Genomic DNA, 26,578 nt, shown 5'->3' on the forward strand with positions numbered 1-26,578 from the left:
TAAAATATGAAGAAGGTTTATTTTATTGTATTAACTGCTTTATCGCTTAGCGCCTGCAAGCCTAGCGAAAAAGATATGATAGCACTTGGTCAAGACACCGTTAGGGAAACCCTTAAAGACCCTGATAGCGCCAAGTTTGAATCATTTTTCCGCGAGAGTTCTGACGGCGAAGGTTACGTGTGTGGAACTATCAATGCTAAAAATTCTTATGGTGGATATACCGGAAGAAGTAATTTCTACGTTTATATTAAGGTTGTCGATAAAAAAATTAAAGAGCATGGCCCGGTAATAATCGCGGGTGAAAAGGATAAGGTAGCTAACGAAAGGTTCAGGCTATTTTGCTCTTAATATTAAATGTCTATTTTAAATAGCCACCTGCGGGTGGTTTTTTTATGTCCGGAGAAACGATGGCTATTGATACATTCATTTGGTGCGCCAGAACTGAAGCAAGCGAGCAGCTAAACGTTTCCGCGATTCAGGCGCAGTTCGGAGATGGCTATAAACAGATCGCGGGGAAAGGGATTAATGATGCTGCTGAAAGCTGGTCTCTTAGTTGCAATGGTAAAGTTAGCGCCATGGCTCCGGTCAGGGAATTTCTTAAAGCTCACGTAACGGCATCTTTCTGGTGGACGAATCCATGGGGTGAAAAAAAGCTCTATCGGGTTAAATCCGACTCGATAAACCCCAAGTTTATTAACGGAAACTTTGTCGAGGTTGCTTTCACTTTTGAGCAATCCTTTGCACCGTGACATGTCACAAATATTCAGGCGCTTCGGCGCCTTTTTTTATGGGTGAAACATGAGCTTTATTCAGGACGTTCAGGCATTAGAGCCCGGTCAGTTAGTTCAGTTGATTGAGATTGACGGTACAGAGTTCGGGATGGATATCATCCTGCGCTTTCATGCCTACAACCTGCCAACTGAAGGATGGAAGTCTTTTGCAGCTGAAAACCTTCCCTCCATTATCTGGCAGGGAAACGAGTACGATCCGCACCCTTACGAGCTGACCGGACTCGAAATGAGCAGCTCTGGTTCGCAGCCCACGCCAAAGTTATCGGTGGGTAACGTGGGGAACTATGTAACAGCGCTGTGCCTTCAGTTTGACGACATGGTGAAGGCAAAGGTACGCATCCACACCACGCTGGCAAAATATCTTGATGCGGCAAACTGGACGGCGGGTAATCCCAATGCAAACCCGCAGGAAGAGCGCGTTCAGCTTTTTTATGTGAATGCCAAATCGTCTGAAAACCGCGTTCAGGTGGATTTTGAACTGTGTTCCCCGTTCGATATTCAGAGCCTTCAGCTCCCATCCCGTCAGATTACCCCTGTCTGCACCTGGTGCATGCGTGGATGGTACAGAACAGGTACAGGCTGCGATTACGCCGGAAGTAAATATTTTGCCAAAGACGGCACGCCAACGGCTGACCCATCGAAAGATATTTGCGGTGGCCGGTTAGCGGACTGTAAGGCGAGGTTCGGGGAAGACCAGCCGTTACCCTATGGCGGTTTTCCTGCCGCAAACCTTCAGGGGAAATAGCCATGCGCAAAAAGATTATGGATGCGATACGCGAGCATGTTGCTGCGGAGTACCCCAAAGAAGCGTGCGGGCTCATTATTCAGTGCGGCAGAACGCAAAAATATGTCCCGTGCCGCAACATCTCGGAAGAACCCACCGCGCATTTCATTCTGTCACCGGAAGATAAACGTGCCGCTGAATCAGAAGGCACGATTCTAATGGTCATTCATTCACACCCGGATGTGCCGCAACTTATCCCGTCAGAAAGAGACAGGGTAATGTGTGATTACTCAGGGGTGGAATGGGGAATTATGTCATGGCCAGACGGCGACTTTTGCACATTTTCCCCGCGAGTAAACCGCGAATTAGTCGGGAGACGTTGGGTGCTGGGTTTTGCCGACTGCTGGACGCTCATTATGGATTACTACCAGCAGGAACATGGTCTCCACCTTAATAACTGGTCAGTTGATTATGAGTGGTGGATTGATGGCAAAGAAAACCGTTATGACGATAACTGGCAGTCAGAAGGTTTTGTCGAAGTGCCTGCGGCAGAGATGCGCAAGGGCGACATGATCATGATGCAGATAGGCGCGCCGGTTACTAACCATGCCGCTGTTTATCTGGGTGATAATATTATTCTTCATCATAACTTGGGCAATCTCTCTTCCCGTGTTCCGTATGGAGAATACTGGCGAACCCGCACGGTAAGAGTAGTACGGAGAAAGGAGCTGGTGGATGCTTAAAACAATGCGCCTCAAAGGGCCGATGGCAAAAATGTTTGGCCATTCACATCAGTTTCACGTGGCCGATTTGCGGGAGCTTTTGCGGGCTATGTGCTCACAGATACCTGGTTTCAAAAAGTACGTATCAAATGCGCATTTCAACGGTGTGCGTTTCGCCTTCTTCAGCGGTAAAGAAAATATCGGCTTGCAGGAATTTGATATGTCCTCTGCTGAAACTGAATTTGAAATGGAGCCTGTTCTTGAAGGTTCGAAACGTGGCGGCACATTGCAAATTATTATTGGGGCGGTCGCTATCGTTGCAGCATTCTTTACCGCTGGTGCATCACTTGCTGCATACGGTGCTGCATTAGGAACTACAACAGCCGTTGGGCTTGCCACAACAGCATTAACCAGCCTGGGTATCAGTATGCTGCTGGGCGGTGTAGTGCAGATGCTTACGCCGCAGCCTAAATACAACATAGGCGCTTCATCCAGTACGGATAATAAGCCTAACTACGCTTTTGGCGCGCCGGTTAATACCGTGGCGATGGGGTATCCCGTGCCCGTGCTGTATGGACAGCGAGAGATCGGCGGCGCAATTATCAGCGCAGGCAGCTTTACCAGCGACCAGCAGTAAAACAACTGCATTACATTTCAGGCCACCTTCGGGTGGCTTTTTTTATGGGTGAGATATGCGACTTCTTGAAGGTGCCATTATTCAGGGTAGTAAAGGCGGCGGCGGTAGCGCGCACACGCCGGTAGAGCAGGCGGATGATTTGCTCTCCATTGCAAAATTAAAAATGCTTCTCGCCATTTCTGAAGGTGAAATTCAGGGTGAATTAACCGCGCAGCAGATTTACCTGAATGATACGCAGCTCGCAAATGATGACGGTACTTATAACTTCACCGGCGTAATCTGGGACTGGCGCAAAGGTACGCAGGATCAGGATTATATTCAGGGCATGCCGGAAGTCGATAACGAACTTTCTGTGAATATTGCGGTTACGCAGTCAGTACCCTGGACCCGCCAGTACAGCAATCTGTCACTCGATGCTGTGCGTATTAAGTTAAGTCTTCCGGTCCAGTATCAGTACAAAGATAACGGTGACATGGTTGGTACGGTTACGCAGTACGCTATAGACCTGTCAACCGATGGTGGCTCATGGGTCACGGTTGTAGACAGCAGCTTCAACGGTAAAACCACCTCTGAATATCAGCGCGACCATCGTATAGATTTACCGAAAGCCTCAAGCGGATGGGCTTTGCGCGTTCGTCGCATTACGGCTGACTCAACCTCATCGAAGCTGGTAAACGGCTTCAAGGTTTTCTCTTTCGCAGAGGTTATTGACAGCAAGCTGCGCTATCCCAATACCGCTCTGCTTTATATTGAGGTCGATGCGAGCCAGTTCAGCGGGCAGGCACCTAAAGTGACCTGCAAGCCCAAAGGCCGCCTGGTCCGGGCGCCGACAACCTATGACCCGGTTTCACACACGTATGCCGGAACCTGGCAGGGTGATTTCAAATACGCCTACACCAATAACCCGGCATGGATTTTCTATGACCTGGTGCTGGATAAAATATTCGGTATGGGTACGCGAGTCGATGCCTCCATGATCGACAAATGGGAGCTGTACAGCATTGCGCAGTACTGCGATCAGATGGTGCCGGACGGCGCTGGCGGCACGGAGCCTCGCTTTACCTGTAACGTCTTCATCCAGAGCCAGCAGGATGCTTACACGGTCCTGAAGGACATAGCGGCGATATTCCGTGGCATCACGTTCTGGGGTAACAGTCAGATTTTTGTTAACGCCGATGTGCCGCAGGTTGATTCTGACGGCAACGTTGACGTTGATTTTATTTACCACGCTTCTAACGTGATTGACGGGCTGTTCACCTATGCAGGTGGCAGCTACAAAAACCGTTACTCATCCTGTCAGGTGAGCTGGTCCGATCCGGTCAATCACTACTCAGATACTGTTGAGGGCGTTTACGATTCTGACCTGGTGCAGCGCTACGATGTACGTGAAATGAGTCTGACAGCTGTTGGTTGCACGTCGCAGAGCGAAGCTCACCGGCGCGGTCGCTGGGCCATCCTGTCCAATGCCAAAGACGGTACAGTTTCTTTTGGTGTGGGACTTGATGGCTATATCCCGATACCAGCAGAGATTATCGGCGTCGCTGACCCGTTCAGGTCCGGCAAGCAGAATGGTGGCCGCATCAGCGAGGTTAATGGTCAGCGGATAACCCTCGACCGGTCCATTGATTATTCTTCCGGTGACAGGCTTGTTGTAAACCTGCCTGATGGCACTGCACAGACGCGAACTATTGGCAGCATCAGCGCTGATAAAAAAACGGTGAGCGTTAACACTGCCTTCCGTATCACACCTGTTACTGGCGCAGTCTGGGCAATCGACAGCGATAATCTGGCTATTCAATATTTCCGAGTAACATCCGTTGCCGGAAACGATGACGGCACATTCACTATCTCAGGCGTTCAGCATGACCCTAATAAGTATCGATACATTGATGATGGTGTACGTATTGAGCCAGCCCCGATAACAGTAACCCCAATCAGCGTGCTGAAAGCGCCAGCTAATATCAAAATTTCTGAAGTCAGTTTCGTTGAGCAGGGCCTGTCAGTTTCTTCAATGCAGGTTACGTGGGATCGTGTTGTAGGAGCGATCAGTTACGTAGCGCAGTGGCGTAAGGATAAAGGTGACTGGGTTAATGTCAGCCAGACAAGCGCTCAGGGCTTCAGTATTCAGGGTATTTATACGGGCGTTTATGACGTTCGTGTACGTGGTGTCAATGCAGTGGAAGTTTCTTCACCGTGGGGATATGCGGATTCTACAACGCTAAACGGTAAGGCAGGAAAGCCCGGTACGCCGGTAAATCTGTTTGCGACGGATAATGTTGTTTGGGCAATTGACGTGACATGGGCATTTCCTGACGGGGCCGGTGATACGTCTTACACAGAAATACAGGTGGCCACGACAGCCGACGGACAAAACCCGCAGTTCCTTGCTTATGTTCCTTATCCTGGTGTCAGCTATCAACACGGCCCTATGCCTGCTGGCGTTCGCCGCTGGTATCGTGCGCGCCTTGTAGACCGCATCGGCAATACGGGTGACTGGACAGGTTTTATTGGGGGAGCGAGTAATGTAAATGCAGATGAGTTATTAGGCGATATTGTTGACCGTGTTCTTGAAACAGATGCCGGTAAGGAACTTGTTTCAAAAGTTGATACCAGTATTGACGCGATAGAAGCCATGTACTGGGCTGATATCGAAAACTCCCTTGCCAACGATGCCGATATCCAGCGCTGGCGCTCGCAGGACGGGAATCGCAAGGCTGAAATCATTGAAACCAATAAAACTATTGTGACCAATGATATGGCTTATGCGGAGAAGTTCAGCCAGGTACAGGCAAGCGTAGATGATAACACGGCTGTTGTTCAGGAAACGTCTTCGGCTATGGCGACGCTCGACGGTAAGCTTTCAGCCCAGTATTCAATTAAGGTCGCCGTCGATCAGAACGGCAGGCAGTACGCTGCGGGAATGGGCATCGGTGTTGAGAGCACGCCAGAGGGAATGCAGTCTCAGGTTCTCTTTCTTGCTGACCGCTTTTCAATAATGTCCGCTGCCGGGCAGAATTTTTTCTCCCCGTTTACCGTACAGAACGGCCAGGTGTTTATCAGTCAGGCTTTCATAGGTGAGGGCTGGATAACAAACGCCATGATCGGGAATTACATTCAGTCTACAAACTATGTGGCCAGCACCACAGGATGGCGGCTTGATAAAAATGGAACGTTTGAAAATAACGGTTCTGTGGCCGGTGAGGGGAGGATGGTTCAGACGAATATACGTATCGTATCTTACGACGAAAATAATAATCCCGCTGCCGTCATGGGTAGAAGACTATGAGTTTTGGGCTTCAGACTTTCATCAAGGGGACATCATTTGATGTCCTTGCTTCAATGTCATTCAACTTCGTAGTTGATATCACAACTATTTCAGGTGCCGGAAGTAAAACCTATTCGTATCCGAACTTTGTAATTAGCGCGGCGTTGATGAATACGTTCTCGGCTGTAGGCACTGATGCCCGAAGCTATAACGTCTCTGTCAGCGGCCAGACCGTCTTATGGAACGTGGCGAATGCCTGCAAAATTATGGTGACGGCCACACCGGCACCCGGTTCAGACAGTTCTAAATATTTTGGCTTTGCTCTTTATGATAACAGTACGAACCCGAGAACACTGAAGCTGGCTCCTGACTTTACGCCCTATAATCTGGTTCAGGTAATCGACCTGACCCCGGCGTACAATCAGGTTCTGCAAACCAGTATTCCGGCTTCGGTCCCGATGATTGCTTTTCATCGCGCAACGAATAATAGTTACGATCATGTATGGTGGAATGAAATAAATCAGAACGGATACTGGGCATTACAGTTCAGGGGTAATACTGGCTTATTTCCCATGCAGCCGTGCAGAATTTATTTATTTGCAAAGATGCTGGTGAATATACCTAACTGGGGATTCTTTCTTTACAACGGCGGCGCGGACAAAATGGTATGGCACAGTAACTGCCTGCCCCTGCGGATGAGTATCCTGAACGGTGGAACGATTACTTCCTCTGTGCCTCTTGCTTCAACTAATGGAGTTACAAGCTGCTTATTTCAGCCTAGCGACCCGAGCTTTCCTTCTGTCGGAACTCAATGGTTTGAATGTGCCAGTGGGGGCATGAACTCAGCAGGTAATTACGCGGCCACAGCAAATGACAGGTACCAGCAAACGACTTATAACGGGACTTCAAGGCCACCAACATGGGTGGCCGGAACGATAGGTTACACTGAGTGCAATTATTACGATGCCTATTACCGGCAGGCGTTAGGGGTTTAACCTGTCGCACTCACCGGTATCGACAAACTCAGATTTATTTGTCCATGTATGGAAAGGATAACCGGCAAGATATCTTCCATTCTCTGTTTTAAATACGGGTATGTCATAAAAGTGATTTGCAATATTGGCCTTGTTATAACAAACAGGCGGCGTGCCTGATGCACATCCGGCTAAAGCCAGAGTAATTACAGCAAGTGTAATAATCTTTTTCATATTCGCTTTCTGTGAATTTAGTCTGGCTCATATAAGAACACCTAATTCATTTGTATTTAAATGAATGATTTAGATCATAACGATCTGTATATTCATTTGAATTGAAATGTAAATAATCCAGCCCGGCCATTGTGCCGGGTTTTTTATTGCCCGGAGAAAAGTAAATGGCATGGTATACCACCGGCACGATTGCCGTATCAGGAACGACAGTAACAGGCACAGGTAAAAACTGGCTGGATAACAAACAGTCGATTGGTGCAGGTCAGGCTCTGCTTATTCCCGGCTCTGGCACGGTTAAGATGTATGAGATTGCGAGTGTAACCAGCGCAACTAAGCTTACGCTCAAGACATCACCCGGCACGATTGCTGCGGGGCAGGCTTACGCCATCCTCTCTTTCTATAACGACTCAGTTCCTGACTTTGCTCGACGTCTGGCCGCACAACTGAGTTACTACCAGTCACAGATGGATGGATGGCAGCAGATTATGACCGGAACCGGAAATGTGACGCTGACCGCGCCCGATGGCACGAGTGTAACAATAAGCAGTTTATCGAAGCTTACTGCTGATATAGCTTCCGCATACCAAATTAAGAATAATTTATCTTCGAGTGATTCTCCAAACTCGCTCAGAGATTTAGGCCATTACGGAGTGAGTGGTGTTTCTGCGGCAACGACGGCAAAAGGATATCCGGTTAACGGATTTATTGGGACGATATTAGTTATGTGGGGGCCTAATGGCACTCAGCAATCCGCTTTTCATAATAACGGGATTATTTATACCAGATATTTAAGTGGCACCTGGAATGGTTCTGACGGCCCATGGTCTGGATGGGTGGGATCATATGGCCCCAACAATAAGCCAACCGCTGCTGATATCGGAGCCTTACCCCTTGCTGGCGGAACTATGACTGGCGCTATCGTTATGGGTGGCAGCGCTGGCATTAATATGTCCGGTAGTAATATTTCTAACATCAACGTAATGAGCTGGATTAGTACAGCAGCAGCAAGAGCATCAATGGCAGCGGCGGGATTCAACGGCACTTCTGCGTCAGGAAACGGGTACTTTGATTTGGTCTCTTCGGTCAGGACATTCAGGATAATGTACGGTACAGCTGTGATCACCCTGAACTCATCGGGAGAAGCTACCGTGCCATATCCTACGGCTTTCCCCACAGCTGTTTGCGCGGTAATACCATGCCTTGGGGATAATACGGGAGCCACGAGCGTGGCAGGAATTAACTTTGCCCAGAGCAGAACGGGTAACTTTGACATACACGTGTGGAATCAGACCAGTTCCGCATGCCGCATCAACTTTATCGCGATAGGTTATTAATATGCCGGAAGAAATCGAAAGCACGCAAGATGCAGTGATTACAGAAGAAATCCCGAAAGAAGAAACAGGCTACATGTACAGCCTGAGCGCGCGGGCGTTCTATCCGAAAGGGATTATTTCGCAGCAGCCTTATGTTGATGCGGGGAGCTTACCCGGTGACTTAACTGATATCAGCGATGAAGACTATGCGGCCTTCTTTAATCCACCCGAAGGTTACAGCAGCGTATTCGATGAGTCTGGCCCCCATCTGGAGAAGATACCAGAACCGGATTATAAGGCTTTAGCTGACAAAGATAAGCAAGCCCTCCTAGACCAGGCTACGCAGGCGATTACCGTCTGGCAAACTAAGCTGCTTATGAGCCGCAAACTTACCGAGAAAGAGTCAGCCTCACTCAATGCATGGATGGATTATATCGACGTGCTTAATGACACTGACTTAAGTGATGCGCCTGATGTGCAGTGGCCTGCAAAGCCTTCAAATTAGAGAAGTATCAGTGGCTCGGTTATTACCGTTACATCTCTGCCATTTCACAGGCATGTGGCAAATAGCTTAATACACATACATAAAGCGCTAAGGGTAAGAAATGGTTCTATGCTTATAGGGATTTATCTAACCCAGACGGGAGGAACAATGACTGCACATCGTGGTGGAATTGGTAACTTTGCGGAAAATCCTGAGCGAGCTAAAGAAGCGGGTAGCAAAGGCGGTAAAGTCAGCGGTGGAAATTTTAAGAATGACACCAAGCGTGCGGCTGAAGCCGGTCGTAAAGGTGGAGCAATAAGCCGGAGGGGCAAAGTAGAACAACCAGACCAATAAGAGGGTCCGGATTAACTTTGAATTCCGTACATATTAGCCGTCTGAAATCGCGAATATAAAAAACCCGCGTAGGCGGGTGTGGCAATGTTCACCAACAAATTTTATCCGTGACCCCAGTAAAGCACATGGTTAATTATTAGCCATGAAAATGCATAGCGACCGGGCAGTGAGAGTTCTGCTTCTGTCTGAGCAGGCTTACGGGGTGAGTGATTAAATATCAGGCTCACGTAAATCAGAGAGGCGGCCCGAAGAGATAAAAAAGCCCGGTATGGACACCGGGTCATCTATTTAGATGAAAAAACACACATAACCTGCACAGCTAAACACTAAATCGTCCCGACTTCGCTTTATATTTTGTGAGGGAATCGTAAGTCAGACTGATGCGGAGTTTTATGAGGCCATAAGAAACCCGCCATAACAGAACGTGATATCGTGATTTGGTCGAAAAGCGAGTGGGGTGGGCTATGTACTCAAACGAAGCAGATGAACTCTACGATGAGATGTGCCGCGTAGTAGGCGATATGGTGTTCACGCTGCATGATTTTGGCGTTGATTCTAAGCAAATCGTGATAGCCGATGCGCTGAGAACCGCGCTGGCGCATAAGGGAGAGGAAAGGACGGAGTTGATGGTAAAGGCAATGGAAGCTGCGGTGCGGGTGCTGGATCGTTAGTCACAAAAAAGCCCGCACATGGCGGGCTTGAAACGTAATGCTGTCGATCTTATTTGGGTTTAATTTCCCTGGTAAGATTGTTATCGACATGGATCAGTCATCCTTCAGGCTGAGAGACAAAAAAACCCGCACAAGGCGGGCTAAGAGGTGTCTTTATCTTATCGTTCGCAACACTTGCTGTGCGTTACCGTATGATATTAATCGCCAGATTTTGGTAAAGAAATCACTCTGTCTTGATTATGTGATGTGAGTTATTTTAACGCTTGCTGGCGCACAAAAAGCCGCATCTCTACGACCTCATTTCACCCTCCGGCTCCTATGAAAAGTAAAGCCCCTTTTGCAGCAATGCATCAATCAGCATGAGTACTACTATCGCCGCACAAAAAGGAGGCAGATAAATCTTCATGTTATGCTCCCTTGGGAAGTTTCTGAGTTAGAACCAGAAGTAAACACAACTGGTTAGGCAAACCTCTCTTTCGTCCACTAAAGGGGACTCATCCGTGAGGTGCTATCGTCCTGACAAACCCTGGTGTTGGTTTGTTAGATAAAATTTGGTATCTGAAATAATAGGCGGGGGAGATGATATCACCTGTTATCCACAGGACTTAGCTGTAAATTTATCAGGTGTTACCCTTGGAATTGCTCAGTCCATAAACTTAAGGGATGGATGATTCAGTCCCGCCTCAATAGCATCTACGTTACGCTGCATTTCAGTAATTAGCTTCTTTGCCATATCTAAGGATATCGACATAGAAACGTCAGGAAACTCTTCTTCGGTTAATACGTGCTCGGCTAGGGTATCCTTGAAGGACATCTTGAGCACCATCAGTTGAGCCATAGAGCTGTAAATTGAACCGAATTCAACTAAATCGCGCATTCTTCCAACATTGGACTCTCTTTCATTTTTCATCAACAGGCTCCTCTTGTTTTAATGAAAGCTTAATTTTCTGCAATTCATCGTATCGATCATGCAGAGATTTAGGGAAAAGCTCGGTATAGACCTGCCACAGCGTGCTAAGAGAGCGATGTCCGCTCACCTGCGCAACTTCCTCAATAGTGAACCCAGCTTCGAACAATCTACTAACTCCCTCTCTTCTCAAATCGTGGTAGCGCAGATCGGAAATACCCAGCCTGTTACGTTCCTGAGCAAACGTAAGGGAAATGTTTTTTGGTCTGAATGGGAAAATACACTCCTCACGTTTAGGCTGACGCATAACAATCTCCCACGCCTCACCAAGCAAGGCCACTTTCATATGATTCCCTATCTTTTTGCGAGGGTCTTTTCTGTCTCGTACAACTACCGCCTTCTGCACGTGATCTATATCTTCCCACCGAATGCGGGTGACCTCTCCAACTCGCATGCATGTCAAAATTGAAAACATGAATATTTCGGAGAAAGGAATGTTTTTATATGAACTTTTTTCTCTGGCTTTTAGGGATTCAATAAGACGATCTGTTTCGTCCTGCGTTGGCCGGCGACTTCTTTTTTGAGAGGAGGTGGTCATGCGAAGCTTATTCATTTGATACTTCGCATAGCTAAAATCATCCAGCCTGACATCTACGTTGAACATGGGTTTAGCTGCAGAAAGTACAGAACCTATAAAAACTATATCATTCCTAGTTGTGGCCGGGCCTGCACCTTGTGAAGCGCGAAACTGACAATGCTGAATGTAGGTGTTCTGATTCATTTCTGACAAAGGTGTATTGGCTATCTCACACTTACGGATTAAGCTGAGAGTCTCGGATTTTGTTTTTCCATACGTGATGTGAGGGTGCTTCATATATAAATCCATCAAATCACCAAATGTCATGGTCGAGACTTTTGATTCAGAGGGGAGGCCATTAGCTTCCAAATCTGCAACGCGAGAAACGCCCCAAGTTTTAGCAAGAGCCTGCTTGCTAAACGTTTGTCTCTCACGGAAAAGATACTTGCCATCTTTCTTTACGCCAACGGTACAGCGATAGCGAATTTCACCTTCAGAGGTTGTGCGTTTTTCAATTGAATAAAAGGCCATATCTCCACCAGAATTAAGGGAACCCCAAGGGGTGCTGTGAGGGGACCTGAGCGGCAAATTAAGATATAAAATACTGTAATAATATACAGCAATAAGCAAGTTTAAATATTCACACATACATTCAACTTGCTGTATTTAAATAGCTTTTTATCTGCTGGTTAAGTTCGTTACACAACACGCTTGCTGGGGTATTTTTTGCCTGCTATTTACGCTTTTTCCCGCCGATAAACGCCGTTGCGATTACACTTAACGTACTGTTGTCTGGGACTTACATCATGAAAAGCTTCCTGATCTCTGCCGTATCCTTGTTAGCGGCTGCGTTGAGCAGTCCACTTTTTGCGGCCAGCAATTGCGGACCACAAAGCGGCGTCATTGCCAGCAGCAATAACTGGATTATGTTAGGCGGCAGTGCGAAAGGTGCAGTGCGGCAGGTCATCGCCGGAGAATTTGGCAAAGATGTAAACTCGCAAAAACGCGTGCTCGGTCAGTTTGATCCCTGCGGCGATTTGATGGTTGCCGATGTCAGCTATGACAAGAATGAGCGCAACGTGATTCTCAGCATGGAGCAACATATTGCTCGGGTACAAGGCGGTTGGGTTGCAGAGTATGCCTATTTGGTCAAAGTGCTGAAGGAAGGCAAAGAAGTGGTGGTCGACAATCGTCAAGGCACCATCAACTGGCAAATGGGCAAAAACGGTAACATTGTCAGCTCCTCAGACAAATTTATCAGCATGGGACAAAACGGTTTCACTGACACCACGTATCGCTACGACGCACAGTATCGGCTGGAAAAAAGCGTGGCGCGCGGCACCGATGAAATGACCAACGGTGAAAACCATTATCGCTGGAATCCGCAAGGTTTAGTGGTAAGCGCCAGTTCATCGCGCAGCAAAGATACCTATACCTACGATCAGCAATTCCGTGAGTTGCGCCTTAATGGCACTGCCAGCACACCGGTCAGTACAATCCGTTCGGTAGATGAGTGTCAATTGTGGGACGAAGTGGGAAACTGCACACTGAGTTACCTGCACGAAACCGAAATTTTCGATAAAGGCACGATTGAGCGACACCTTAGCTCAGCATACAAATATCAGTATTGGGATAATCCGGCAGCGTCAGAAGAATAGGGCGATCCACCGATCGCCCCGAACAGATTAGTTAACTGTTTTACTAAACGCGTCCAACGCCACAATCGCATTAGCGATATCTTCTGGCGAGAGATTCGGGTTGAGGTTTTTCAGCGTGTCGCCGTCACTGTTGGCTAGCGCACCGATTTTAACTAAATTCTCCCAACTCTCGTTTTCAAGATGCAACGCTTTCAACGTGGTAGGCATATTGATGGAGCGATAGAAGCGAATATAGCGGGCAATCTCTTCATCCGGGCGCTGTTCTAATACCATTTGCGTTAACGTGCCGTAAGCGACTTTCTCGCCGTGCGTGAGGTGATGAATCTCGCCGTCGATGGCCGTAAAGCCGTTGTGGATCGCATGGGCACCCGCCAGTCCACCATTTTCAAATCCTAAACCGGAAAGCAGCGTGTTAGCTTCCACTACCGCTTCCACCGCAGGGGTAACACGTTTCTCACTGACGGCAGTATAGGCACTGAAACCCCATTTCAGCAGCGTTTCTTCACAGGCACGCGCAATCGCCAAACCGGCAATGGTGGGATCGCCGTTGACCATTGATTTCGCATGTGAGCGGGCCACGGCTTGTGCTTCGACCCAGGTTGCCAAACCATCGGCAATACCTGAAGCAAACAGTCGCGCAGGCGCATTGGCGCACACGGCGGTATCGACCAACACCAAATCAGGGTTTTTGTTGTAAAAGCGATAGCTTTCAAACACGCCGCTGTCGGAATAGATCACTGAAAGGGCGCTACAAGGCGCATCGGTTGAGGCGATCGTCGGCACAATCACCACCGGCTGCTTCAATTCGTCAGCAATGGCTTTCACCGTATCCAGCGTTTTACCGCCGCCAAGGCCAACAATCACGTTACAGCCTTGCGCTTTGGCTAATTCGCTCAGGCGGTTAATTTCGTTGCTAGAGGCTTCGCCATTGAACTGTTGCCAGACGAAGTCAATATTGGCGGTTTTCAGCGCCTGTTGTGCACGCTCACCAATCAATTTCCAGACGATATCATCCGCGACCAGAAAAGCATGATTGCCCAATTCAGCGATGTAAGGACCCAGTTCGTCCAACACACCAGCGCCTTGCACATATTTACGGGGTGAAGAGAAGATAAATTTACTCATGATCACAACTCCTTGATATGAAAATAGAAGGCCGATATCAGCCTGGCACAAAATGCTTTCGCTGCTTTAGTACTAGTTGGGGTAATGAAAATACGTCTCATTTATTACGTTAAGGTTACACCAGCCACAGATCTTGCTATGTTGTGCTGAATCAATCAGGACGCTATACATGACCACGACTTTGATCTCTTTTCTGTTCGCCATTACGATTTTGACGCTAACACCAGGATTCGACACCGCGTTGGTACTGCGATCTGCTGCGGCGCAGGGATGGAAGCGTGCCAGCGTGACGGCATTGGGCGTGACGTTAGGCTGTTTGCTTTGGGGTGTGGCAGTGGGATTAGGATTGGGCGCGCTGCTGCTGGCCTCTGAAATAGCCTACAATTTGCTAAAATGGCTGGGCGCAGCGTATCTGCTCTATCTGGGATTGAAGCTGCTGTTTAACCCTCGTAGCCAACCTGAAGACGTTAAAAGCAGCGATTCCGCACAGCAGCGTTATCTCACCTGCTTTAGCCGTGGATTGCTCGGTAACCTGCTCAACCCCAAAGTGGGGGTTTTCTACGTGACCTTTTTGCCGCAATTTATTCCTGCTGGCGCGTCGGTGGCGTTATGGTGCACGTTGATGGCGCTGGCGCATATGCTGTTGGGCTTGGTGTGGAACGCGGTGCTGATAGGGGGCAGTCACTATTTTTCCCGCCATTTGCGTCAACCCCGCATCTTGAAAATAATGGATCGTTTGACGGGTTGCGTGTTTATTGGATTTGCGGCGAAGCTGGCCTTTTCTCGTCGGTAACAGCCTCGCCGGTAAAGATTACGGCTTGGTGGCGACTAACACGGCACGCAGCGGAGCGGGATAACCTTCCACCGTTTTGCTTGGATCGTTGGGATCCAGGAACTCGGCCAGCGATTCGCTGATCATCCAGTCGGTGCGGCGCTGTTCATCGGTGGACGTCACCGCATAATCCACGATACGCACATCAACGAAGCCGCTTTTTTCTAGCCAGCTTTTCAACGCTTCGGCAGACGGAATAAAGAATACATTACGCATCTGCGCATAACGTTCGCCTGGCACCAGCACCTGATTCACATCGCCCTCGATCACCAGCGTTTCCAACACCAGTTCACCACCGCTCACCAGCTGATTTTTCAGCTGAAGCAGGTGATCCAGCGGCGAACGGCGATGATAGAGCACGCCCATGGAAAATACGGTATCAAAGGCTTGTAAAACGGGCAGTTGTTCAATGCCGATGGGCAGCAGATGTGCACGCCGATCGTCATTCAGCAGTTTTCGCACCGCCTCGAACTGGCACAAAAACAACTGCATGGGATCGATGCCCACCACAAAATGTGCGCCTGCACCGATCATGCGCCACATGTGATAACCGCTGCCGCAGCCCACATCCAGAACCGTACGACCGGCTAACGAGGAGATGTGCGGTAACACCCGTTCCCATTTCCAGTCAGAACGCCATTCCGTATTAATTTCAGTGCCGTACAACGAATAGGGGCCTTTGCGCCACGGCATCAGGTTGCGCAGCAATTTCTCAATGCCTTGACGATGACGATCGCTGATGTCGTCGCGATCCGCGCTCACGCTGTGTAATAAATCCAGACGTTGCGGCTCAAGCAGCGGTAAATATTCCAGCGACTTATACCAGTCGCGGAAGTGCCCATGCAGGTTTTCACGTTGCCAGGTGCTGATTTGCCCAGGCAAGACTTCAAGCCATTGGGCGAGCGGGCCGACGGCAATTTGCTGATAAAAACGGCCAAAATCGATCATTTCAACGCCACCAACGAACCAAAATTAAAACACTGGAACCACAGCTCAGCATGCGAAAAGCCCGCCGCTTTCAGACGTGCTTTATGTGCTTCCACACTGTCAGTCAGCATCACGTTTTCTAACATGCTGCGTTTTTGGCTGATTTCTAGCTCGCTGTAGCCGTTAGCGCGTTTGAAATCGTGATGCATGTTGAACAGCAGTTCACCCACTTCCGCATCTTCAAAGCTGAACTTCTCAGAGACCACTAACGCACCGCCCGGATTCAGACCTTGCCAGATCTTCTTCAGCAGCGCTAAGCGCGCTGGCGGTTCAAGGAATTGCAGCGTGAAGTTAAGCACCACCATTGAGGCGTTGGTGATCACGATATTGCGGATATCGGCTTCCAGCACCGTGACCGGTGTGTCAGCGCGAAACGCATCAAGATGGCGACGGCAGCGCTCGACCATTGCCGGCGAGTTGTCCACGGCAATAATGGTACAGCCCGGCACGTGAATATTGCGGCGCACCGATAAGGTCGCCGCGCCTAACGAACAGCCAAGGTCATAAACCTGGCTATCGGGCTGAACGAAGCGTTCTGCCAGCATGCCAATCATCGAAATGATGTTGGAGTAGCCGGGCACCGAGCGCTGAATCATGTCGGGAAAGACTTCAGCCACGCGCTCGTCAAAGGTCCAGTCGCCCAGTTTATCGATGGGCGCGGAAAATAGCGTATCGCGGTCAGACATAACGAAAAATCCGAAGAGAGGGCGGAAAGGGCGCTATTCTGGCAGAAACTGCCGCAGGCTGCACCCGTTAAGCCTGCACCGTTTAATGTAGCGTCAACACCAATTCCCACGGCAGGTAAATCAGGTTGAAAATGGCCATGCCGCACAGGGCAAAAAGCGTGAGCATCATGCCATATTTACGTCCTTTCATGACGCTGTGACGTAAACCGTGAGCGTGAAGTAAGCGACCAATGAAAAACAGCAGTGCAGTCAGATGAATCATCCAGATGTCCGCGCCGTTCATTTCCATGACGATCAGCAGCAGCAACGCAAGCGGAATGGTTTCGATGGCATTTCCATGAATGCGAATCGCCATTTTCAAATCGTAAACGCCGCCATCACCATAAGCCACGCGATATTGCCGGCGGTGGCGCACCACATCCAGCGTAAACTTCATCACTAACAAGGCACCTAACACCACATACAACGCGCTAACCATTAAAACTCCAGAAATCGTGCTAAGGCAGCCATTCTAGCCAGCCAGGCGTTCACTGTCCCGCTGAATACTTAAAACAGTGAATCCTGTTGCGGCCAATCGGGCCCGCTACCGATGCTGGGATCTAACTGCTGTAACTGCGGCCAAAGCGCTTGTATCAGCGGAAAAACCTCCCCCATGTCGGGGGTGTGTAGAAAGAGCAGGGGATCGCTGTTTTGCTGCCATTCCGCCAGTTTATTCAGCCAAATTTGAAACAGCGGTACGCTCTCTTCCACACTGTCGCTGCCGATAAACCGCACCATCGGCTGTGATCCCGTGCGCAGTGCATGGGGCGGAACGCGCGGTTTTTGCTGGCGCGCATGCAGTGCAGCGGGATGTTGCGAGGTTGAAGCATGCACCGGTCGGCTGTCGAGGATGACGCGATTAACACCGCGTTCCAGCAGCCCGCTATTTAATCTGCGTTCCGCTTCCCCTTTGGCAAAGAATTCGGGATGTCGAACCTCAACGCCATAAGAGAAACGGCGCGGCAAGCTGTCCAGAAACTGCCACAGTTGATCGAGTTGTTGCGGTGAAAAGCGGGCGGGCAACTGCAACCAATATTGCCCGATGCGATCGGCAAGAGGATCGAGCAGACGCAAAAATTCCTCGAGCAAATCATCGCTGTGCTGTAACGCGGCCTGATGACTAATGGTGGCAGGGAATTTGAAGCAGAAGCGGAATTCATCATGTGTCATGTCGCGCCAGCGCAATACCGTTTCAGCATTCGGTAACGCGTAAAGCGTGGTGTTACCCTCAACACAGTGAAAGAGGCGTGCATAATCCGCCAGGTTCTCAATTCCCCAACGTTTCCAGTGCGAATGCTGCCATTGCGGCAGGCCGATACGAAGCGTCACGCCATTTCTCCTGGCTCAAAGTCGATGACAAATTATCCTTTATAGTAGCCAGTAGGTGCAAACAGGCGAAATGCAGTAATGAAATGCCCGCTTTGGCGCGGCTCTACTTATCCTGTTTGCCTTTTTCCATTATAATGACCGCCTTTTTTGCGACAGCATCTCAAATGGTTACGCGGCCTGATGCTGTCAGCTGCAGCGGTGAAGTTTAAAGGATGGTGTTATGCGTTCAGAATATTGCGGACAGCTCAATCTGTCTCATGTAGGTCAGCAAGTCACTCTTTGCGGCTGGGTCAACCGCCGTCGCGATCTGGGAAGCCTGATATTTATCGATATGCGCGACCGTGAAGGCATCGTGCAGGTGTTCTTCGATCCCGATCGTCAGGATGCTTTCAAGCTGGCGTCTGAACTGCGCAACGAATTCTGTATCCAGATCACCGGAACCGTGCGTGCGCGTGACGACAAAAACAAAAATGCCGAGATGGCAACCGGCGAAGTGGAAGTGTTTGCTGAAGCGCTGACTATCATCAACCGCTCCGAGCCGCTGCCACTCGACTCCAATCAGAACAACAGCGAAGAAGCGCGCCTGAAATACCGTTACTTGGATCTGCGTCGTCCAGAAATGGTTCAGCGTTTGAAAACCCGCGCGAAAATTACCAGCTTCGTGCGTCGCTTTATGGATGATGAAGGCTTTCTCGATATTGAAACCCCAATGCTGACCAAAGCCACGCCAGAAGGTGCGCGTGACTATCTGGTGCCAAGCCGCGTGCATAAAGGCAAGTTTTATGCGCTGCCGCAATCACCTCAGCTGTTCAAACAGCTGCTGATGATGTCGGGTTTTGATCGCTATTATCAAATCGTTAAGTGCTTCCGTGATGAAGACTTACGTGCCGATCGCCAGCCAGAATTTACCCAGATTGATGTGGAAACCTCTTTCCTGAGCGCGCCACAAGTGCGTGAAATTATGGAGCGTTTAATCCGTAATCTTTGGCAAGATGTGAAAGGTGTGGATCTGGGTGCGTTCCCGCAGATGACCTTTGCGGAAGCGATGCGCCGTTACGGCTCAGACAAGCCAGACCTGCGTAACCCAATGGAACTGATTGACGTGGGCGACCTGCTGCAAAACGTCGAATTCCAGGTGTTCTCTGGTCCGGCTAACGATCCAAAAGGTCGCGTTGCCGCGCTGCGTGTGCCAACCGGTGCCCAGCTGAGCCGCAAGCAGATTGATGAATACGGCAAGTTTGTGGAAATTTATGGCGCCAAAGGCTTGGCGTGGATGAAGGTCAACGATCGTGCGAGTGGCCTTGAGGGCGTTCAAAGCCCGGTGGCGAAATTCCTGAATGCGGAAATCGTTGAAGAGATTCTGAATCGTACCCGAGCACAAGATGGCGACATCATTTTCTTTGGTGCTGATCGCGCCAAAGTCGTGGCTGATGCGCTGGGCGCGCTGCGTCTGAAAGTGGGGCGTGAGCTGAACGTCACTGATGAGAAAGCCTGGGCACCGCTGTGGGTGATCGACTTCCCGATGTTTGAAGAAGATGAAGAGGGCGGCCTGGCAGCGATGCACCACCCATTCACTGCGCCGAAAGAGATGAGCGCAGAGCAGCTGGCAGCAGATCCTACGCTGGCAGTAGCCAATGCCTATGACATGGTGATCAATGGTTATGAAGTGGGCGGCGGTTCGGTGCGTATCCATCACGGCAAAATGCAGCAAACCGTGTTCAGTATTTTGGGTATCGAAGAGCATGAGCAGCGTGAGAAGTTTGGCTTCCTGCTGGATGCGCTGAAATTTGGTACGCCGCCGCACGCAGGTCTGGCGTTTGGTCTGGATCGTCTGACAATGCTGCTGACCGGCACCGACAATATTCGCGACGTCATTGCGTTCCCAAAAACCACTGCCGCGGCGTGTCTGATGACTGAAGCCCCTAGCGAAGCCAACCCCGCTTCGTTGCTGGAATTAGGTATTCAGGTCGTTAAGAAAGAAAAGCCAGAGTCGAAATAATGGTGTACAAACACCCGGTTTCAGTGCTGGTGGTTATTTATGCGCAAGATACTGGCCGGGTGTTAATGCTGCAACGGCGTGACGATCCCGATTTTTGGCAATCAGTCACGGGTAGCCTTGAGGCGGGAGAGATCCCCCTTCAGGCTGCACAGCGAGAAGTGGAAGAAGAGCTAGGGATTGATGTGTTGGCTGAGCAATTAACGGTAGAAGATTGTCAGCGTCAGATTGATTTTGAGATCTTCCCGCATTATCGCCATCGTTATGCGCCGGGAACAACGCACAATCGCGAACACTGGTTTCGGCTGCAACTGCCGAATGAACGCGATATTGCGCTGACTGAGCATCTTGCTTTTCGCTGGATTGCACCCGCAGACGCAGCAGTACTGACCAAGTCCTGGAGTAATCGCCAGGCAATTGAAGAATTTACCTGAATGTCTGCCGCCGCGCGTTTTTTCGGTGGCAAATTCGTTAAGGTTTTAATGTTACCGGTGCAGGCTCACTGAACTGCACCTCAGAATGAAACAGTCGGGCGTAATCGGCGCAGCGAGGTTGCTGACCGCCAGCGCAGAGCAACCGGAGCGTACTTCTGTACATGAGGATTGCGAGCACTGCCGGAAAGCAAAATCGTTAGCAAGATAGCCTGCACCATGCCAAGTTCGGAGAAAATGTAAAATGGCAGGACACAGTAAGTGGGCAAACACCAAGCACCGTAAAGCAGCGCAAGACGCTAAACGTGGCAAAATCTTCACCAAAATCATTCGTGAACTGGTGACCTCAGCCAAGCTCGGCGGTGGTGATCCTGGCTCTAACCCGCGTCTGCGCGCCGCAATGGACAAAGCGCTGTCAAACAATATGACGCGTGACACCATGGATCGCGCCATTGCACGTGGTGTGGGCGGCGATGATAACGCCAACATGGAAACCATCATCTATGAAGGTTACGGCCCGGGCGGCTCAGCCATCATGATTGAATGCCTGAGCGATAATCGCAATCGTACCGTTGGCGAAGTGCGTCACGCCTTCACCAAAACCGGCGGTAATCTCGGCACTGATGGATCGGTGGCGTATCTGTTCAGCAAGAAAGGCGTGATCTCTTATGAGCCAGGCCGCGATGAAGATCAGGTCATGGAAGCGGCGCTGGAAGCCGGTGCTGAAGATGTGGTGAGCTACGATGACGGCACCATTGATGTCTTTACCGCGTGGGAAGAGATGGGCGCTGTACGCGATGCGTTGGAAGCTGCTGGCTTCAAAGCGGATACCGCAGAGGTGGCGATGATCCCTTCAACCAAAGCGGAAATGGATGCGGAAACCGCGCCAAAACTGCTGCGTTTGATCGACATGTTGGAAGATTGCGATGACGTGCAGGAGGTTTATCACAACGGTGAGATCTCCGACGAGGTCGCGGAAACGCTGTAATGGCGTCAGGCTATAAACACATAACCGGAGGCGCGTAATGGCGATCATCTTAGGTATCGATCCCGGTTCGCGTATCACCGGTTATGGCGTGATTCGTCAAACAGGTCGCCAGCTTACCTATTTAGGCAGCGGCTGTATTCGCACTAACACCACAGATTTGCCTCCGCGCTTGAAGCTGATTTATGCAGGCGTTAGCGAAATCATCACTCAGTTTTCGCCTGACTACTTCGCCATCGAACAGGTATTTATGGCAAAGAATGCTGATTCTGCGTTGAAGCTGGGACAGGCGCGTGGCGCGGCGATTGTCGCTGCGGTAAACCATGATTTGCCGGTGTTTGAATATGCGGCGCGTCAGGTGAAGCAAACCGTGGTGGGAAAAGGAAGCGCAGAAAAAGCACAGGTACAGCATATGGTGCGTACTTTATTGAAACTGCCTGCAAATCCACAAGCGGATGCAGCGGATGCGTTGGCAATTGCAATAACCCATTGTCATATCTCGCAAAATGCGGTGAAAATGAGCGATAGCAAACTGGTAATGACCCGCGGCCGTTTGCGAACGACCTAATTGCGAGGGATCACGCAAGCGATACAGGCTGGATATTCATCCAGCCTTTTTTATGTTATAAAATCCGCCACATACTCTTTATAAAGGAAGTGTTCAGGTGATAGGTCGTCTACGGGGCAATATTTTAGAAAAGCAGCCGCCGCTGGTGCTGATTGAAACCAACGGTGTGGGTTATGAAGTACACATGCCAATGACCTGTTTTTATGAGTTACCTGAACTCAACCATGAAGCGGTGATTTTTACCCATTTCGTGGTGCGTGAAGACGCACAGCTGCTGTTTGGCTTCAACAGCAAGCAAGAGCGCGCTTTGTTCCGCGAGCTAATTAAAGTCAATGGCGTGGGGCCAAAACTGGCGCTGGCGATTCTTTCGGGTATGTCGGCTCAGCAATTTGTTAACGCGGTGGAAAAAGAAGAGATCGCTGCGTTGGTGAAACTGCCAGGCGTAGGCAAGAAAACTGCCGAACGTTTGGTTGTTGAGATGAAGGATCGCTTCAAAGGCATGCATGGCGACCTGTTTGGCGGCGATTCAGCTTTTGCCCTGACCACGCCAAGTACCGCGCCGGCGACCAATGACGCAGAAGGCGAAGCGGTTGCAGCGCTAGTAGCGCTGGGTTATAAACCGCAGGAAGCGAGCCGCATGATCAGCAAACTCGGCAAACCTGATGCGGATTGCGAAACACTTATCCGCGAAGCGCTTCGCGCTGCCATTTGAGGTAATTCATGATAGAAGCCGATCGCCTGGTCTCTGGAGCCAGCGTTATTGAAGATGAAAGTATTGATCGCGCGATTCGCCCTAAGCTGCTGGCCGAATATGTTGGCCAACCGCAGGTGCGAGAGCAGATGGAGATTTTCATCAAGGCGGCGCAATTGCGCGGCGATGCGCTTGATCATTTGTTGATTTTTGGCCCGCCGGGTTTAGGTAAGACCACGCTGGCAAATATCGTTGCTAATGAAATGGGCGTGAACCTACGCACAACATCTGGTCCCGTATTAGAAAAAGCGGGCGATCTGGCGGCGATGCTCACTAACCTTGAGCCTCACGATGTTCTGTTTATCGATGAAATCCATCGTCTGTCACCGGTTGTGGAAGAAGTGCTTTATCCGGCGATGGAAGATTACCAGTTAGACATCATGATTGGTGAAGGGCCGGCTGCACGCTCCATCAAGCTTGATTTGCCCCCCTTTACCTTGATTGGCGCCACGACACGAGCGGGTTCATTGACTTCGCCGTTGCGCGATCGCTTCGGCATTGTGCAGCGTCTTGAGTTTTACCAAGTTAAGGATTTGCAGCACATTGTCAGCCGTAGTGCAGCCTGTTTAGGGTTGGCGTTGAGCGATGAAGGGGCGTTGGAAATAGCACGCCGTTCGCGTGGCACACCGCGTATTGCAAACCGATTACTACGACGTGTTCGTGACTTCGCAGAAGTGCGAGCCAACGGTGATTTAAGCGGTGAAGTCTCATGTAGCGCGCTGGACATGTTAAATGTCGACAGCGAAGGATTTGATTACATGGACCGTAAACTTCTGCTGGCGATCATTGATAAATTCACTGGCGGCCCGGTTGGCCTGGATAACCTGGCGGCTGCGATTGGTGAAGAGCGCGAAACCATCGAAGATGTGATTGAACCGTTCTTGATCCAGCAAGGTTTTATTCAACGCACACCACGCGGCCGAATGGCCACGCAGCATGCTTATCGTCACTTTGGTATAACGCGAGAAAGCTAATTACACCGCCGGCTTGCGCACCATGCTGATGATGAACAGGATGGCGGCGCACAGCACCACAGAAGGGCCGGCTGGCGTATCGTAAAAGGCGGAGAAAGTCAGTCCGCCTGTCACCGCAATAATTCCGATGATCACCGCAATACCTGCCATTTGTTCGGGCGAACGCGCAAAGCGGCGCGCCGTGGCAGCAGGAATGATCAGCAGCGACGTAATAATCAGCGCGCCGACAAATTTCATTGCCACACCAATGGTTAGGGCAGTCACCAGCATCAGTATCAGACGTGTGCGCTGGATGTTAACCCCATCGACTTGTGCCAGTTCTGGGCTAATAGTCATCGACAATAGCGAGCGCCATTGCCACGCCATTACGGCCAACACCAGCACCACGCCTGCGCCCATAGTCCATAAATCTTCAGGCGTTACCGCCAACAGGTCACCAAAAAGATACGCCATTAAGTCAACGCGTACGTTTTTCATCAAGCTGACAACGACCAAACCCAGAGAAAGTGCGCTATGGGCCATAATCCCAAGCAGCGTATCGATGGCAAGATGCGGACGACGTTCCAGCCAGACCAAACCCAGCGCTAAGCAAACGGTGACCACTATCACGGCATAATAAGGATTAACGCTGAGCAATAAACCAAAGGCTACGCCGAGCAGTGATGCGTGTGCCAGCGTATCGCCGAAGTAGGACATCTTACGCCAGACAACAAAAGAACCCAGCGGTCCGGCCGCCAGCGCTAACATCACGCCACCTAACCAGCCCGGTAATAACAACTCAATCATGATGGACCTTGTCCTCTGCGTAAAACGATACGTCCTTGAAGATCGTGACGATGATTATGGTGATGACGATAAATCGCCAGTTGTTGTGCCTCACGTGGGCCAAACATGGCAATAAACTCGGGATGCTGAGATACCGCTTCAGGTGTGCCTGAACAGCAAATGTGATGATTCAGGCACAGCACTTCGTCGGTTTTAGCCATCACTAAATGCAGGTCATGAGAAACCATCAAAACGCCGCAGTTGAGTTCCTTGCGTAACTGATCGATTAAGTCATAAAGCGCGACCTGACCGTTTACATCAACACCTTGGGTAGGCTCGTCAAGGACCAAGATCTGCGGCTGATTAAGTAGGGCGCGTGCCAATAAAACGCGCTGGGTTTCACCACCCGAAAGCTTTTGCAGCGGTGATTTCAAAAGATGGCCCGCCTGAACACGCTTTAATGCAGGCAGAATGTCTGCAGCTGTGCTGCCGCGAGACAGACGCATAAAGCGTTCAACGGTGACCGGCAAAGTCGGATCAATATGCAATTTTTGCGGGACATAACCGATACGCAAACCCGCGGCTCGCTGGACGTTGCCGGAATCAGGCGCTAATAGCCCTAAAACTACGCGTACAAGCGTGGATTTACCCGCACCATTTGGGCCGAGCAGAGTAAGAATGCGGCCTGGCTGCAAGTCAAGGCTAACGCCAGATAACACCGTGCGCTGACCATATTTTACCGATACGTTTTCAAGAGTTACGAGTGAGGACATAGTATTTACAGGTTGCACACAATTTAGAATGTTATAATATCACATCCCATCACTTACTCACGATGGAAAGTCGCATTATGTTACATAAAAAAAAGGGTCGCTTCTTCGCCTTTTCTGCCTTCTCCTTAGCGGCTGCAATGTCGCTTCCTGCACACGCTAATATCGTTGCCTCAATCAAGCCTGTGGGGTTTATTGCCGCGGCCATTGCCGAAGGTGTGACGCCCGTCGATGTTTTGCTGCCAGATGGTGCATCAGAACACGATTATGCTTTACGCCCCTCTGATGCAAAACGCTTAAAAAACGCGGACTTAGTGGTTTGGGTCGGCCCTGACATGGAAGCGTTTATGAGCAAATCAGCGGCAGAATTACCTGCTAAAAAAAATCTCGAAATTGTCGATATACAAGGAGTTAGTGCGTTATTGATTAGCGGTGATGATGAAGATGAGCACCACGAACAAAATAAATCTGAAGATCAAGACTCGTCTCACCATCATCATGATCACGGACAATATAATATGCACGTGTGGATGTCCCCAGAGATAGCAAGGAAAACCGCGGTTGCAATCCATGGAAAATTATTGGAACTTATGCCGCAAGATAAAGCCAAACTTGACGCCAACCTGCAGCAGTTTGAGACAGAATTGGCGGACACGGACAAACGCATTGGCGCGCAACTCGCACCGGTCAGGAACCAAGGGTATTACGTCTTTCACGACGCTTACACTTACTTTGAGAAACACTACGGACTTTCGCCCACTGGGCATTTTACCGTAAATCCTGAGATCCAACCGGGCGCACAGCGTTTACATCAAATACGAACACAGTTGGTTGAGCAAAAGGCCGTTTGCGTCTTTGCTGAGCCACAATTCAGGCCGGCAGTCATCGATGCTGTTGCCCGGGGAACGCAGGTGCGTAAAGGCACACTCGACCCATTAGGCACAGACATCAGCTTATCAAAAGACAGCTATATGAAATTTCTCTTACAGCTGTCAAGCCAGTATGAGACCTGCCTGAAAGGAGCTTAGA

Annotated in this window: 30 protein-coding genes; 20 read left to right on the forward strand and 10 right to left on the reverse strand. The window is 49.9% G+C overall.

Annotated features, from left to right (window positions below; translation table 11 throughout):
- The first annotated feature begins 6 nt into the window (after positions 1-6).
- From MUG06_RS03575 to MUG06_RS03605, 7 genes are read left to right on the forward strand one after another with little or no spacing between them, the layout of a single operon-like run.
- Entirely contained in the window at positions 7-348 is a 342-nt protein-coding gene (locus tag MUG06_RS03575) for a hypothetical protein (RefSeq protein WP_243077748.1), read from the forward strand.
- Between the two features lie 59 nt (positions 349-407).
- A complete protein-coding gene (locus MUG06_RS03580) occupies positions 408-749 on the forward strand; it encodes a phage tail protein (RefSeq protein ID WP_243077749.1) in 342 nt (113 codons plus the stop codon).
- Positions 750-798: 49 nt separating this feature from the next.
- Entirely contained in the window at positions 799-1,536 is a 738-nt protein-coding gene (locus MUG06_RS03585) for a phage minor tail protein L (RefSeq protein WP_243077750.1), read from the forward strand.
- 2 nt (positions 1,537-1,538) lie between these two features.
- On the forward strand, positions 1,539-2,258 hold the full coding sequence (locus MUG06_RS03590) for a C40 family peptidase (RefSeq protein ID WP_243077751.1): 720 nt from the start codon (positions 1,539-1,541) through the stop codon (positions 2,256-2,258).
- On the forward strand, positions 2,251-2,874 hold the full coding sequence (locus MUG06_RS03595; RefSeq protein WP_243077752.1) for a tail assembly protein: 624 nt from the start codon (positions 2,251-2,253) through the stop codon (positions 2,872-2,874). The genes MUG06_RS03590 and MUG06_RS03595 overlap by 8 nt, the downstream gene beginning before the upstream one ends.
- A 55-nt stretch (positions 2,875-2,929) precedes the next feature.
- The gene (locus tag MUG06_RS03600; RefSeq protein WP_243077753.1) at positions 2,930-6,160 is read left to right on the forward strand and encodes a DUF1983 domain-containing protein; all 3,231 of its coding nucleotides are present in this window, start codon (positions 2,930-2,932) and stop codon (positions 6,158-6,160) included.
- Positions 6,157-7,134 carry a hypothetical protein gene (locus MUG06_RS03605; protein WP_243077754.1) on the forward strand — a complete coding sequence of 326 codons (978 nt, stop codon included), beginning with the start codon at positions 6,157-6,159 and terminating at the stop codon, positions 7,132-7,134. Before MUG06_RS03600 ends, MUG06_RS03605 begins: the two co-directional genes overlap by 4 nt.
- On the opposite strand, the gene MUG06_RS03610 is transcribed toward MUG06_RS03605, so the two are convergent.
- A complete protein-coding gene (locus MUG06_RS03610) occupies positions 7,123-7,347 on the reverse strand; it encodes a lipoprotein (RefSeq protein ID WP_243077755.1) in 225 nt (74 codons plus the stop codon). The two genes, MUG06_RS03605 and MUG06_RS03610, sit on opposite strands and share 12 nt — an antisense overlap.
- 164 nt (positions 7,348-7,511) lie before the next feature.
- On the opposite strand from MUG06_RS03610, the gene MUG06_RS03615 reads away from it, so the two are divergent.
- The 4 genes from MUG06_RS03615 (at position 7,512) to fumD (ending at position 10,169) form a co-directional block, all read left to right on the forward strand.
- Positions 7,512-8,681 (forward strand): pyocin knob domain-containing protein, encoded by a 1,170-nt coding sequence (locus MUG06_RS03615; RefSeq protein WP_243077756.1) that lies wholly within the window; start codon positions 7,512-7,514, stop codon positions 8,679-8,681.
- 1 nt (position 8,682) lies between these two features.
- A complete protein-coding gene (locus tag MUG06_RS03620; protein WP_243077757.1) occupies positions 8,683-9,165 on the forward strand; it encodes a tail fiber assembly protein in 483 nt (160 codons plus the stop codon).
- Positions 9,166-9,312: 147 nt separating this feature from the next.
- Positions 9,313-9,498, forward strand: a complete 186-nt coding sequence (locus tag MUG06_RS03625; RefSeq protein ID WP_243077758.1) for a general stress protein — start codon at positions 9,313-9,315, stop codon at positions 9,496-9,498.
- Between the two features lie 464 nt (positions 9,499-9,962).
- Positions 9,963-10,169, forward strand: a complete 207-nt coding sequence (fumD, locus tag MUG06_RS03630; protein WP_243077759.1) for a fumarate hydratase FumD — start codon at positions 9,963-9,965, stop codon at positions 10,167-10,169.
- Positions 10,170-10,812: 643 nt separating this feature from the next.
- Here the strand turns inward: fumD and MUG06_RS03635 are convergent.
- Both MUG06_RS03635 and MUG06_RS03640 read right to left on the reverse strand, forming a co-directional pair.
- On the reverse strand, positions 10,813-11,079 hold the full coding sequence (locus tag MUG06_RS03635; RefSeq protein ID WP_243077760.1) for a hypothetical protein: 267 nt from the start codon (positions 11,077-11,079) through the stop codon (positions 10,813-10,815).
- Positions 11,069-12,184, reverse strand: coding sequence for a site-specific integrase (locus MUG06_RS03640; RefSeq protein ID WP_243077761.1), 1,116 nt, complete (start codon positions 12,182-12,184; stop codon positions 11,069-11,071). The genes MUG06_RS03635 and MUG06_RS03640 overlap by 11 nt, the downstream gene beginning before the upstream one ends.
- Positions 12,185-12,459: 275 nt before the next feature.
- On the opposite strand from MUG06_RS03640, the gene MUG06_RS03645 reads away from it, so the two are divergent.
- Entirely contained in the window at positions 12,460-13,311 is an 852-nt protein-coding gene (locus tag MUG06_RS03645) for a hypothetical protein (RefSeq protein ID WP_215846591.1), read from the forward strand.
- A 27-nt stretch (positions 13,312-13,338) separates the two neighbouring features.
- Here the strand turns inward: MUG06_RS03645 and MUG06_RS03650 are convergent, their stop codons facing one another.
- Complete coding sequence (locus tag MUG06_RS03650) at positions 13,339-14,436, reverse strand: glycerol dehydrogenase (protein WP_215846592.1); 1,098 nt, start codon at positions 14,434-14,436, stop codon at positions 13,339-13,341.
- A 169-nt stretch (positions 14,437-14,605) separates the two neighbouring features.
- Between MUG06_RS03650 and MUG06_RS03655 the strand changes: the two genes are divergently transcribed.
- A complete protein-coding gene (locus MUG06_RS03655; protein WP_243077762.1) occupies positions 14,606-15,229 on the forward strand; it encodes a LysE family translocator in 624 nt (207 codons plus the stop codon).
- 18 nt (positions 15,230-15,247) lie between these two features.
- Here the strand turns inward: MUG06_RS03655 and cmoB are convergent, their stop codons facing one another.
- The 4 genes from cmoB to MUG06_RS03675 form a co-directional block, all read right to left on the reverse strand.
- Positions 15,248-16,216 (reverse strand): tRNA 5-methoxyuridine(34)/uridine 5-oxyacetic acid(34) synthase CmoB, encoded by a 969-nt coding sequence (cmoB, locus tag MUG06_RS03660; RefSeq protein ID WP_243077763.1) that lies wholly within the window; start codon positions 16,214-16,216, stop codon positions 15,248-15,250.
- Entirely contained in the window at positions 16,213-16,941 is a 729-nt protein-coding gene (cmoA, locus tag MUG06_RS03665) for a carboxy-S-adenosyl-L-methionine synthase CmoA (RefSeq protein WP_243077764.1), read from the reverse strand. The genes cmoB and cmoA overlap by 4 nt, the downstream gene beginning before the upstream one ends.
- A gap of 82 nt (positions 16,942-17,023) precedes the next feature.
- Positions 17,024-17,419: an MAPEG family protein gene (locus MUG06_RS03670; protein WP_243077765.1), complete on the reverse strand. Its 396-nt coding sequence runs from the start codon at positions 17,417-17,419 to the stop codon at positions 17,024-17,026.
- Positions 17,420-17,487: 68 nt separating this feature from the next.
- Positions 17,488-18,309: a DUF72 domain-containing protein gene (locus tag MUG06_RS03675; RefSeq protein ID WP_215846597.1), complete on the reverse strand. Its 822-nt coding sequence runs from the start codon at positions 18,307-18,309 to the stop codon at positions 17,488-17,490.
- A gap of 220 nt (positions 18,310-18,529) precedes the next feature.
- Here MUG06_RS03675 and aspS point away from each other — a divergent pair, with 220 nt between their 5' ends.
- The 6 genes from aspS (at position 18,530) to ruvB (ending at position 24,014) form a co-directional block, all read left to right on the forward strand.
- The gene (gene aspS, locus MUG06_RS03680) at positions 18,530-20,308 is read left to right on the forward strand and encodes an aspartate--tRNA ligase (RefSeq protein WP_215846598.1); all 1,779 of its coding nucleotides are present in this window, start codon (positions 18,530-18,532) and stop codon (positions 20,306-20,308) included.
- Complete coding sequence (nudB, locus tag MUG06_RS03685; protein ID WP_215846599.1) at positions 20,308-20,739, forward strand: dihydroneopterin triphosphate diphosphatase; 432 nt, start codon at positions 20,308-20,310, stop codon at positions 20,737-20,739. Before aspS ends, nudB begins: the two co-directional genes overlap by 1 nt.
- A 241-nt stretch (positions 20,740-20,980) precedes the next feature.
- Complete coding sequence (locus MUG06_RS03690) at positions 20,981-21,724, forward strand: YebC/PmpR family DNA-binding transcriptional regulator (RefSeq protein ID WP_243077766.1); 744 nt, start codon at positions 20,981-20,983, stop codon at positions 21,722-21,724.
- Positions 21,725-21,761: 37 nt separating this feature from the next.
- Positions 21,762-22,289: a crossover junction endodeoxyribonuclease RuvC gene (gene ruvC / locus MUG06_RS03695; RefSeq protein ID WP_215846601.1), complete on the forward strand. Its 528-nt coding sequence runs from the start codon at positions 21,762-21,764 to the stop codon at positions 22,287-22,289.
- 97 nt (positions 22,290-22,386) lie between these two features.
- Positions 22,387-23,001, forward strand: a complete 615-nt coding sequence (gene ruvA / locus MUG06_RS03700) for a Holliday junction branch migration protein RuvA (RefSeq protein ID WP_215846602.1) — start codon at positions 22,387-22,389, stop codon at positions 22,999-23,001.
- Positions 23,002-23,009: 8 nt separating this feature from the next.
- Positions 23,010-24,014, forward strand: coding sequence for a Holliday junction branch migration DNA helicase RuvB (ruvB, locus tag MUG06_RS03705; protein WP_243077767.1), 1,005 nt, complete (start codon positions 23,010-23,012; stop codon positions 24,012-24,014).
- Here the strand turns inward: ruvB and znuB are convergent, their stop codons facing one another.
- Together znuB and znuC are read right to left on the reverse strand one after the other, a co-directional pair.
- A complete protein-coding gene (znuB, locus tag MUG06_RS03710; protein WP_215846603.1) occupies positions 24,015-24,800 on the reverse strand; it encodes a zinc ABC transporter permease subunit ZnuB in 786 nt (261 codons plus the stop codon).
- Entirely contained in the window at positions 24,797-25,552 is a 756-nt protein-coding gene (znuC, locus tag MUG06_RS03715; RefSeq protein WP_215846604.1) for a zinc ABC transporter ATP-binding protein ZnuC, read from the reverse strand. The genes znuB and znuC overlap by 4 nt, the downstream gene beginning before the upstream one ends.
- 77 nt (positions 25,553-25,629) lie before the next feature.
- Between znuC and znuA the strand changes: the two genes are divergently transcribed.
- Positions 25,630-26,577: a zinc ABC transporter substrate-binding protein ZnuA gene (gene znuA / locus MUG06_RS03720; RefSeq protein WP_243077768.1), complete on the forward strand. Its 948-nt coding sequence runs from the start codon at positions 25,630-25,632 to the stop codon at positions 26,575-26,577.
- Position 26,578: the final 1 nt, after the last annotated feature.

Origin of the sequence: Pantoea sp. MQR6, assembly GCF_022761075.1 — a bacterium.
Taxonomy (GTDB): Bacteria; Pseudomonadota; Gammaproteobacteria; order Enterobacterales; family Enterobacteriaceae; genus Pantoea; species Pantoea phytostimulans.

What these genes read in the sequence shown, in the direction of transcription:
- MUG06_RS03615 (WP_243077756.1), top strand. Translation starts at nt 7,512, where the DNA reads ATGGCATGGTATACCACCGGCACGATTGCCGTATCAGGAACGACAGTA.
- MUG06_RS03575 (WP_243077748.1), top strand. Translation starts at nt 7, where the DNA reads ATGAAGAAGGTTTATTTTATTGTATTAACTGCTTTATCGCTTAGCGCC.
- MUG06_RS03620 (WP_243077757.1), top strand. Translation starts at nt 8,683, where the DNA reads ATGCCGGAAGAAATCGAAAGCACGCAAGATGCAGTGATTACAGAAGAA.
- znuB (WP_215846603.1), bottom strand. Translation starts at nt 24,800, where the DNA reads ATGATTGAGTTGTTATTACCGGGCTGGTTAGGTGGCGTGATGTTAGCG.
- aspS (WP_215846598.1), top strand. Translation starts at nt 18,530, where the DNA reads ATGCGTTCAGAATATTGCGGACAGCTCAATCTGTCTCATGTAGGTCAG.
- MUG06_RS03650 (WP_215846592.1), bottom strand. Translation starts at nt 14,436, where the DNA reads ATGAGTAAATTTATCTTCTCTTCACCCCGTAAATATGTGCAAGGCGCT.
- ruvB (WP_243077767.1), top strand. Translation starts at nt 23,010, where the DNA reads ATGATAGAAGCCGATCGCCTGGTCTCTGGAGCCAGCGTTATTGAAGAT.
- MUG06_RS03645 (WP_215846591.1), top strand. Translation starts at nt 12,460, where the DNA reads ATGAAAAGCTTCCTGATCTCTGCCGTATCCTTGTTAGCGGCTGCGTTG.
- MUG06_RS03600 (WP_243077753.1), top strand. Translation starts at nt 2,930, where the DNA reads ATGCGACTTCTTGAAGGTGCCATTATTCAGGGTAGTAAAGGCGGCGGC.
- MUG06_RS03655 (WP_243077762.1), top strand. Translation starts at nt 14,606, where the DNA reads ATGACCACGACTTTGATCTCTTTTCTGTTCGCCATTACGATTTTGACG.
- MUG06_RS03585 (WP_243077750.1), top strand. Translation starts at nt 799, where the DNA reads ATGAGCTTTATTCAGGACGTTCAGGCATTAGAGCCCGGTCAGTTAGTT.
- MUG06_RS03640 (WP_243077761.1), bottom strand. Translation starts at nt 12,184, where the DNA reads ATGGCCTTTTATTCAATTGAAAAACGCACAACCTCTGAAGGTGAAATT.
- MUG06_RS03670 (WP_243077765.1), bottom strand. Translation starts at nt 17,419, where the DNA reads ATGGTTAGCGCGTTGTATGTGGTGTTAGGTGCCTTGTTAGTGATGAAG.
- znuA (WP_243077768.1), top strand. Translation starts at nt 25,630, where the DNA reads ATGTTACATAAAAAAAAGGGTCGCTTCTTCGCCTTTTCTGCCTTCTCC.
- MUG06_RS03635 (WP_243077760.1), bottom strand. Translation starts at nt 11,079, where the DNA reads ATGAAAAATGAAAGAGAGTCCAATGTTGGAAGAATGCGCGATTTAGTT.
- MUG06_RS03590 (WP_243077751.1), top strand. Translation starts at nt 1,539, where the DNA reads ATGCGCAAAAAGATTATGGATGCGATACGCGAGCATGTTGCTGCGGAG.
- znuC (WP_215846604.1), bottom strand. Translation starts at nt 25,552, where the DNA reads ATGTCCTCACTCGTAACTCTTGAAAACGTATCGGTAAAATATGGTCAG.
- cmoB (WP_243077763.1), bottom strand. Translation starts at nt 16,216, where the DNA reads ATGATCGATTTTGGCCGTTTTTATCAGCAAATTGCCGTCGGCCCGCTC.
- MUG06_RS03690 (WP_243077766.1), top strand. Translation starts at nt 20,981, where the DNA reads ATGGCAGGACACAGTAAGTGGGCAAACACCAAGCACCGTAAAGCAGCG.
- cmoA (WP_243077764.1), bottom strand. Translation starts at nt 16,941, where the DNA reads ATGTCTGACCGCGATACGCTATTTTCCGCGCCCATCGATAAACTGGGC.
- MUG06_RS03610 (WP_243077755.1), bottom strand. Translation starts at nt 7,347, where the DNA reads ATGAAAAAGATTATTACACTTGCTGTAATTACTCTGGCTTTAGCCGGA.
- MUG06_RS03605 (WP_243077754.1), top strand. Translation starts at nt 6,157, where the DNA reads ATGAGTTTTGGGCTTCAGACTTTCATCAAGGGGACATCATTTGATGTC.
- MUG06_RS03595 (WP_243077752.1), top strand. Translation starts at nt 2,251, where the DNA reads ATGCTTAAAACAATGCGCCTCAAAGGGCCGATGGCAAAAATGTTTGGC.
- MUG06_RS03625 (WP_243077758.1), top strand. Translation starts at nt 9,313, where the DNA reads ATGACTGCACATCGTGGTGGAATTGGTAACTTTGCGGAAAATCCTGAG.
- fumD (WP_243077759.1), top strand. Translation starts at nt 9,963, where the DNA reads ATGTACTCAAACGAAGCAGATGAACTCTACGATGAGATGTGCCGCGTA.
- nudB (WP_215846599.1), top strand. Translation starts at nt 20,308, where the DNA reads ATGGTGTACAAACACCCGGTTTCAGTGCTGGTGGTTATTTATGCGCAA.
- MUG06_RS03580 (WP_243077749.1), top strand. Translation starts at nt 408, where the DNA reads ATGGCTATTGATACATTCATTTGGTGCGCCAGAACTGAAGCAAGCGAG.
- ruvC (WP_215846601.1), top strand. Translation starts at nt 21,762, where the DNA reads ATGGCGATCATCTTAGGTATCGATCCCGGTTCGCGTATCACCGGTTAT.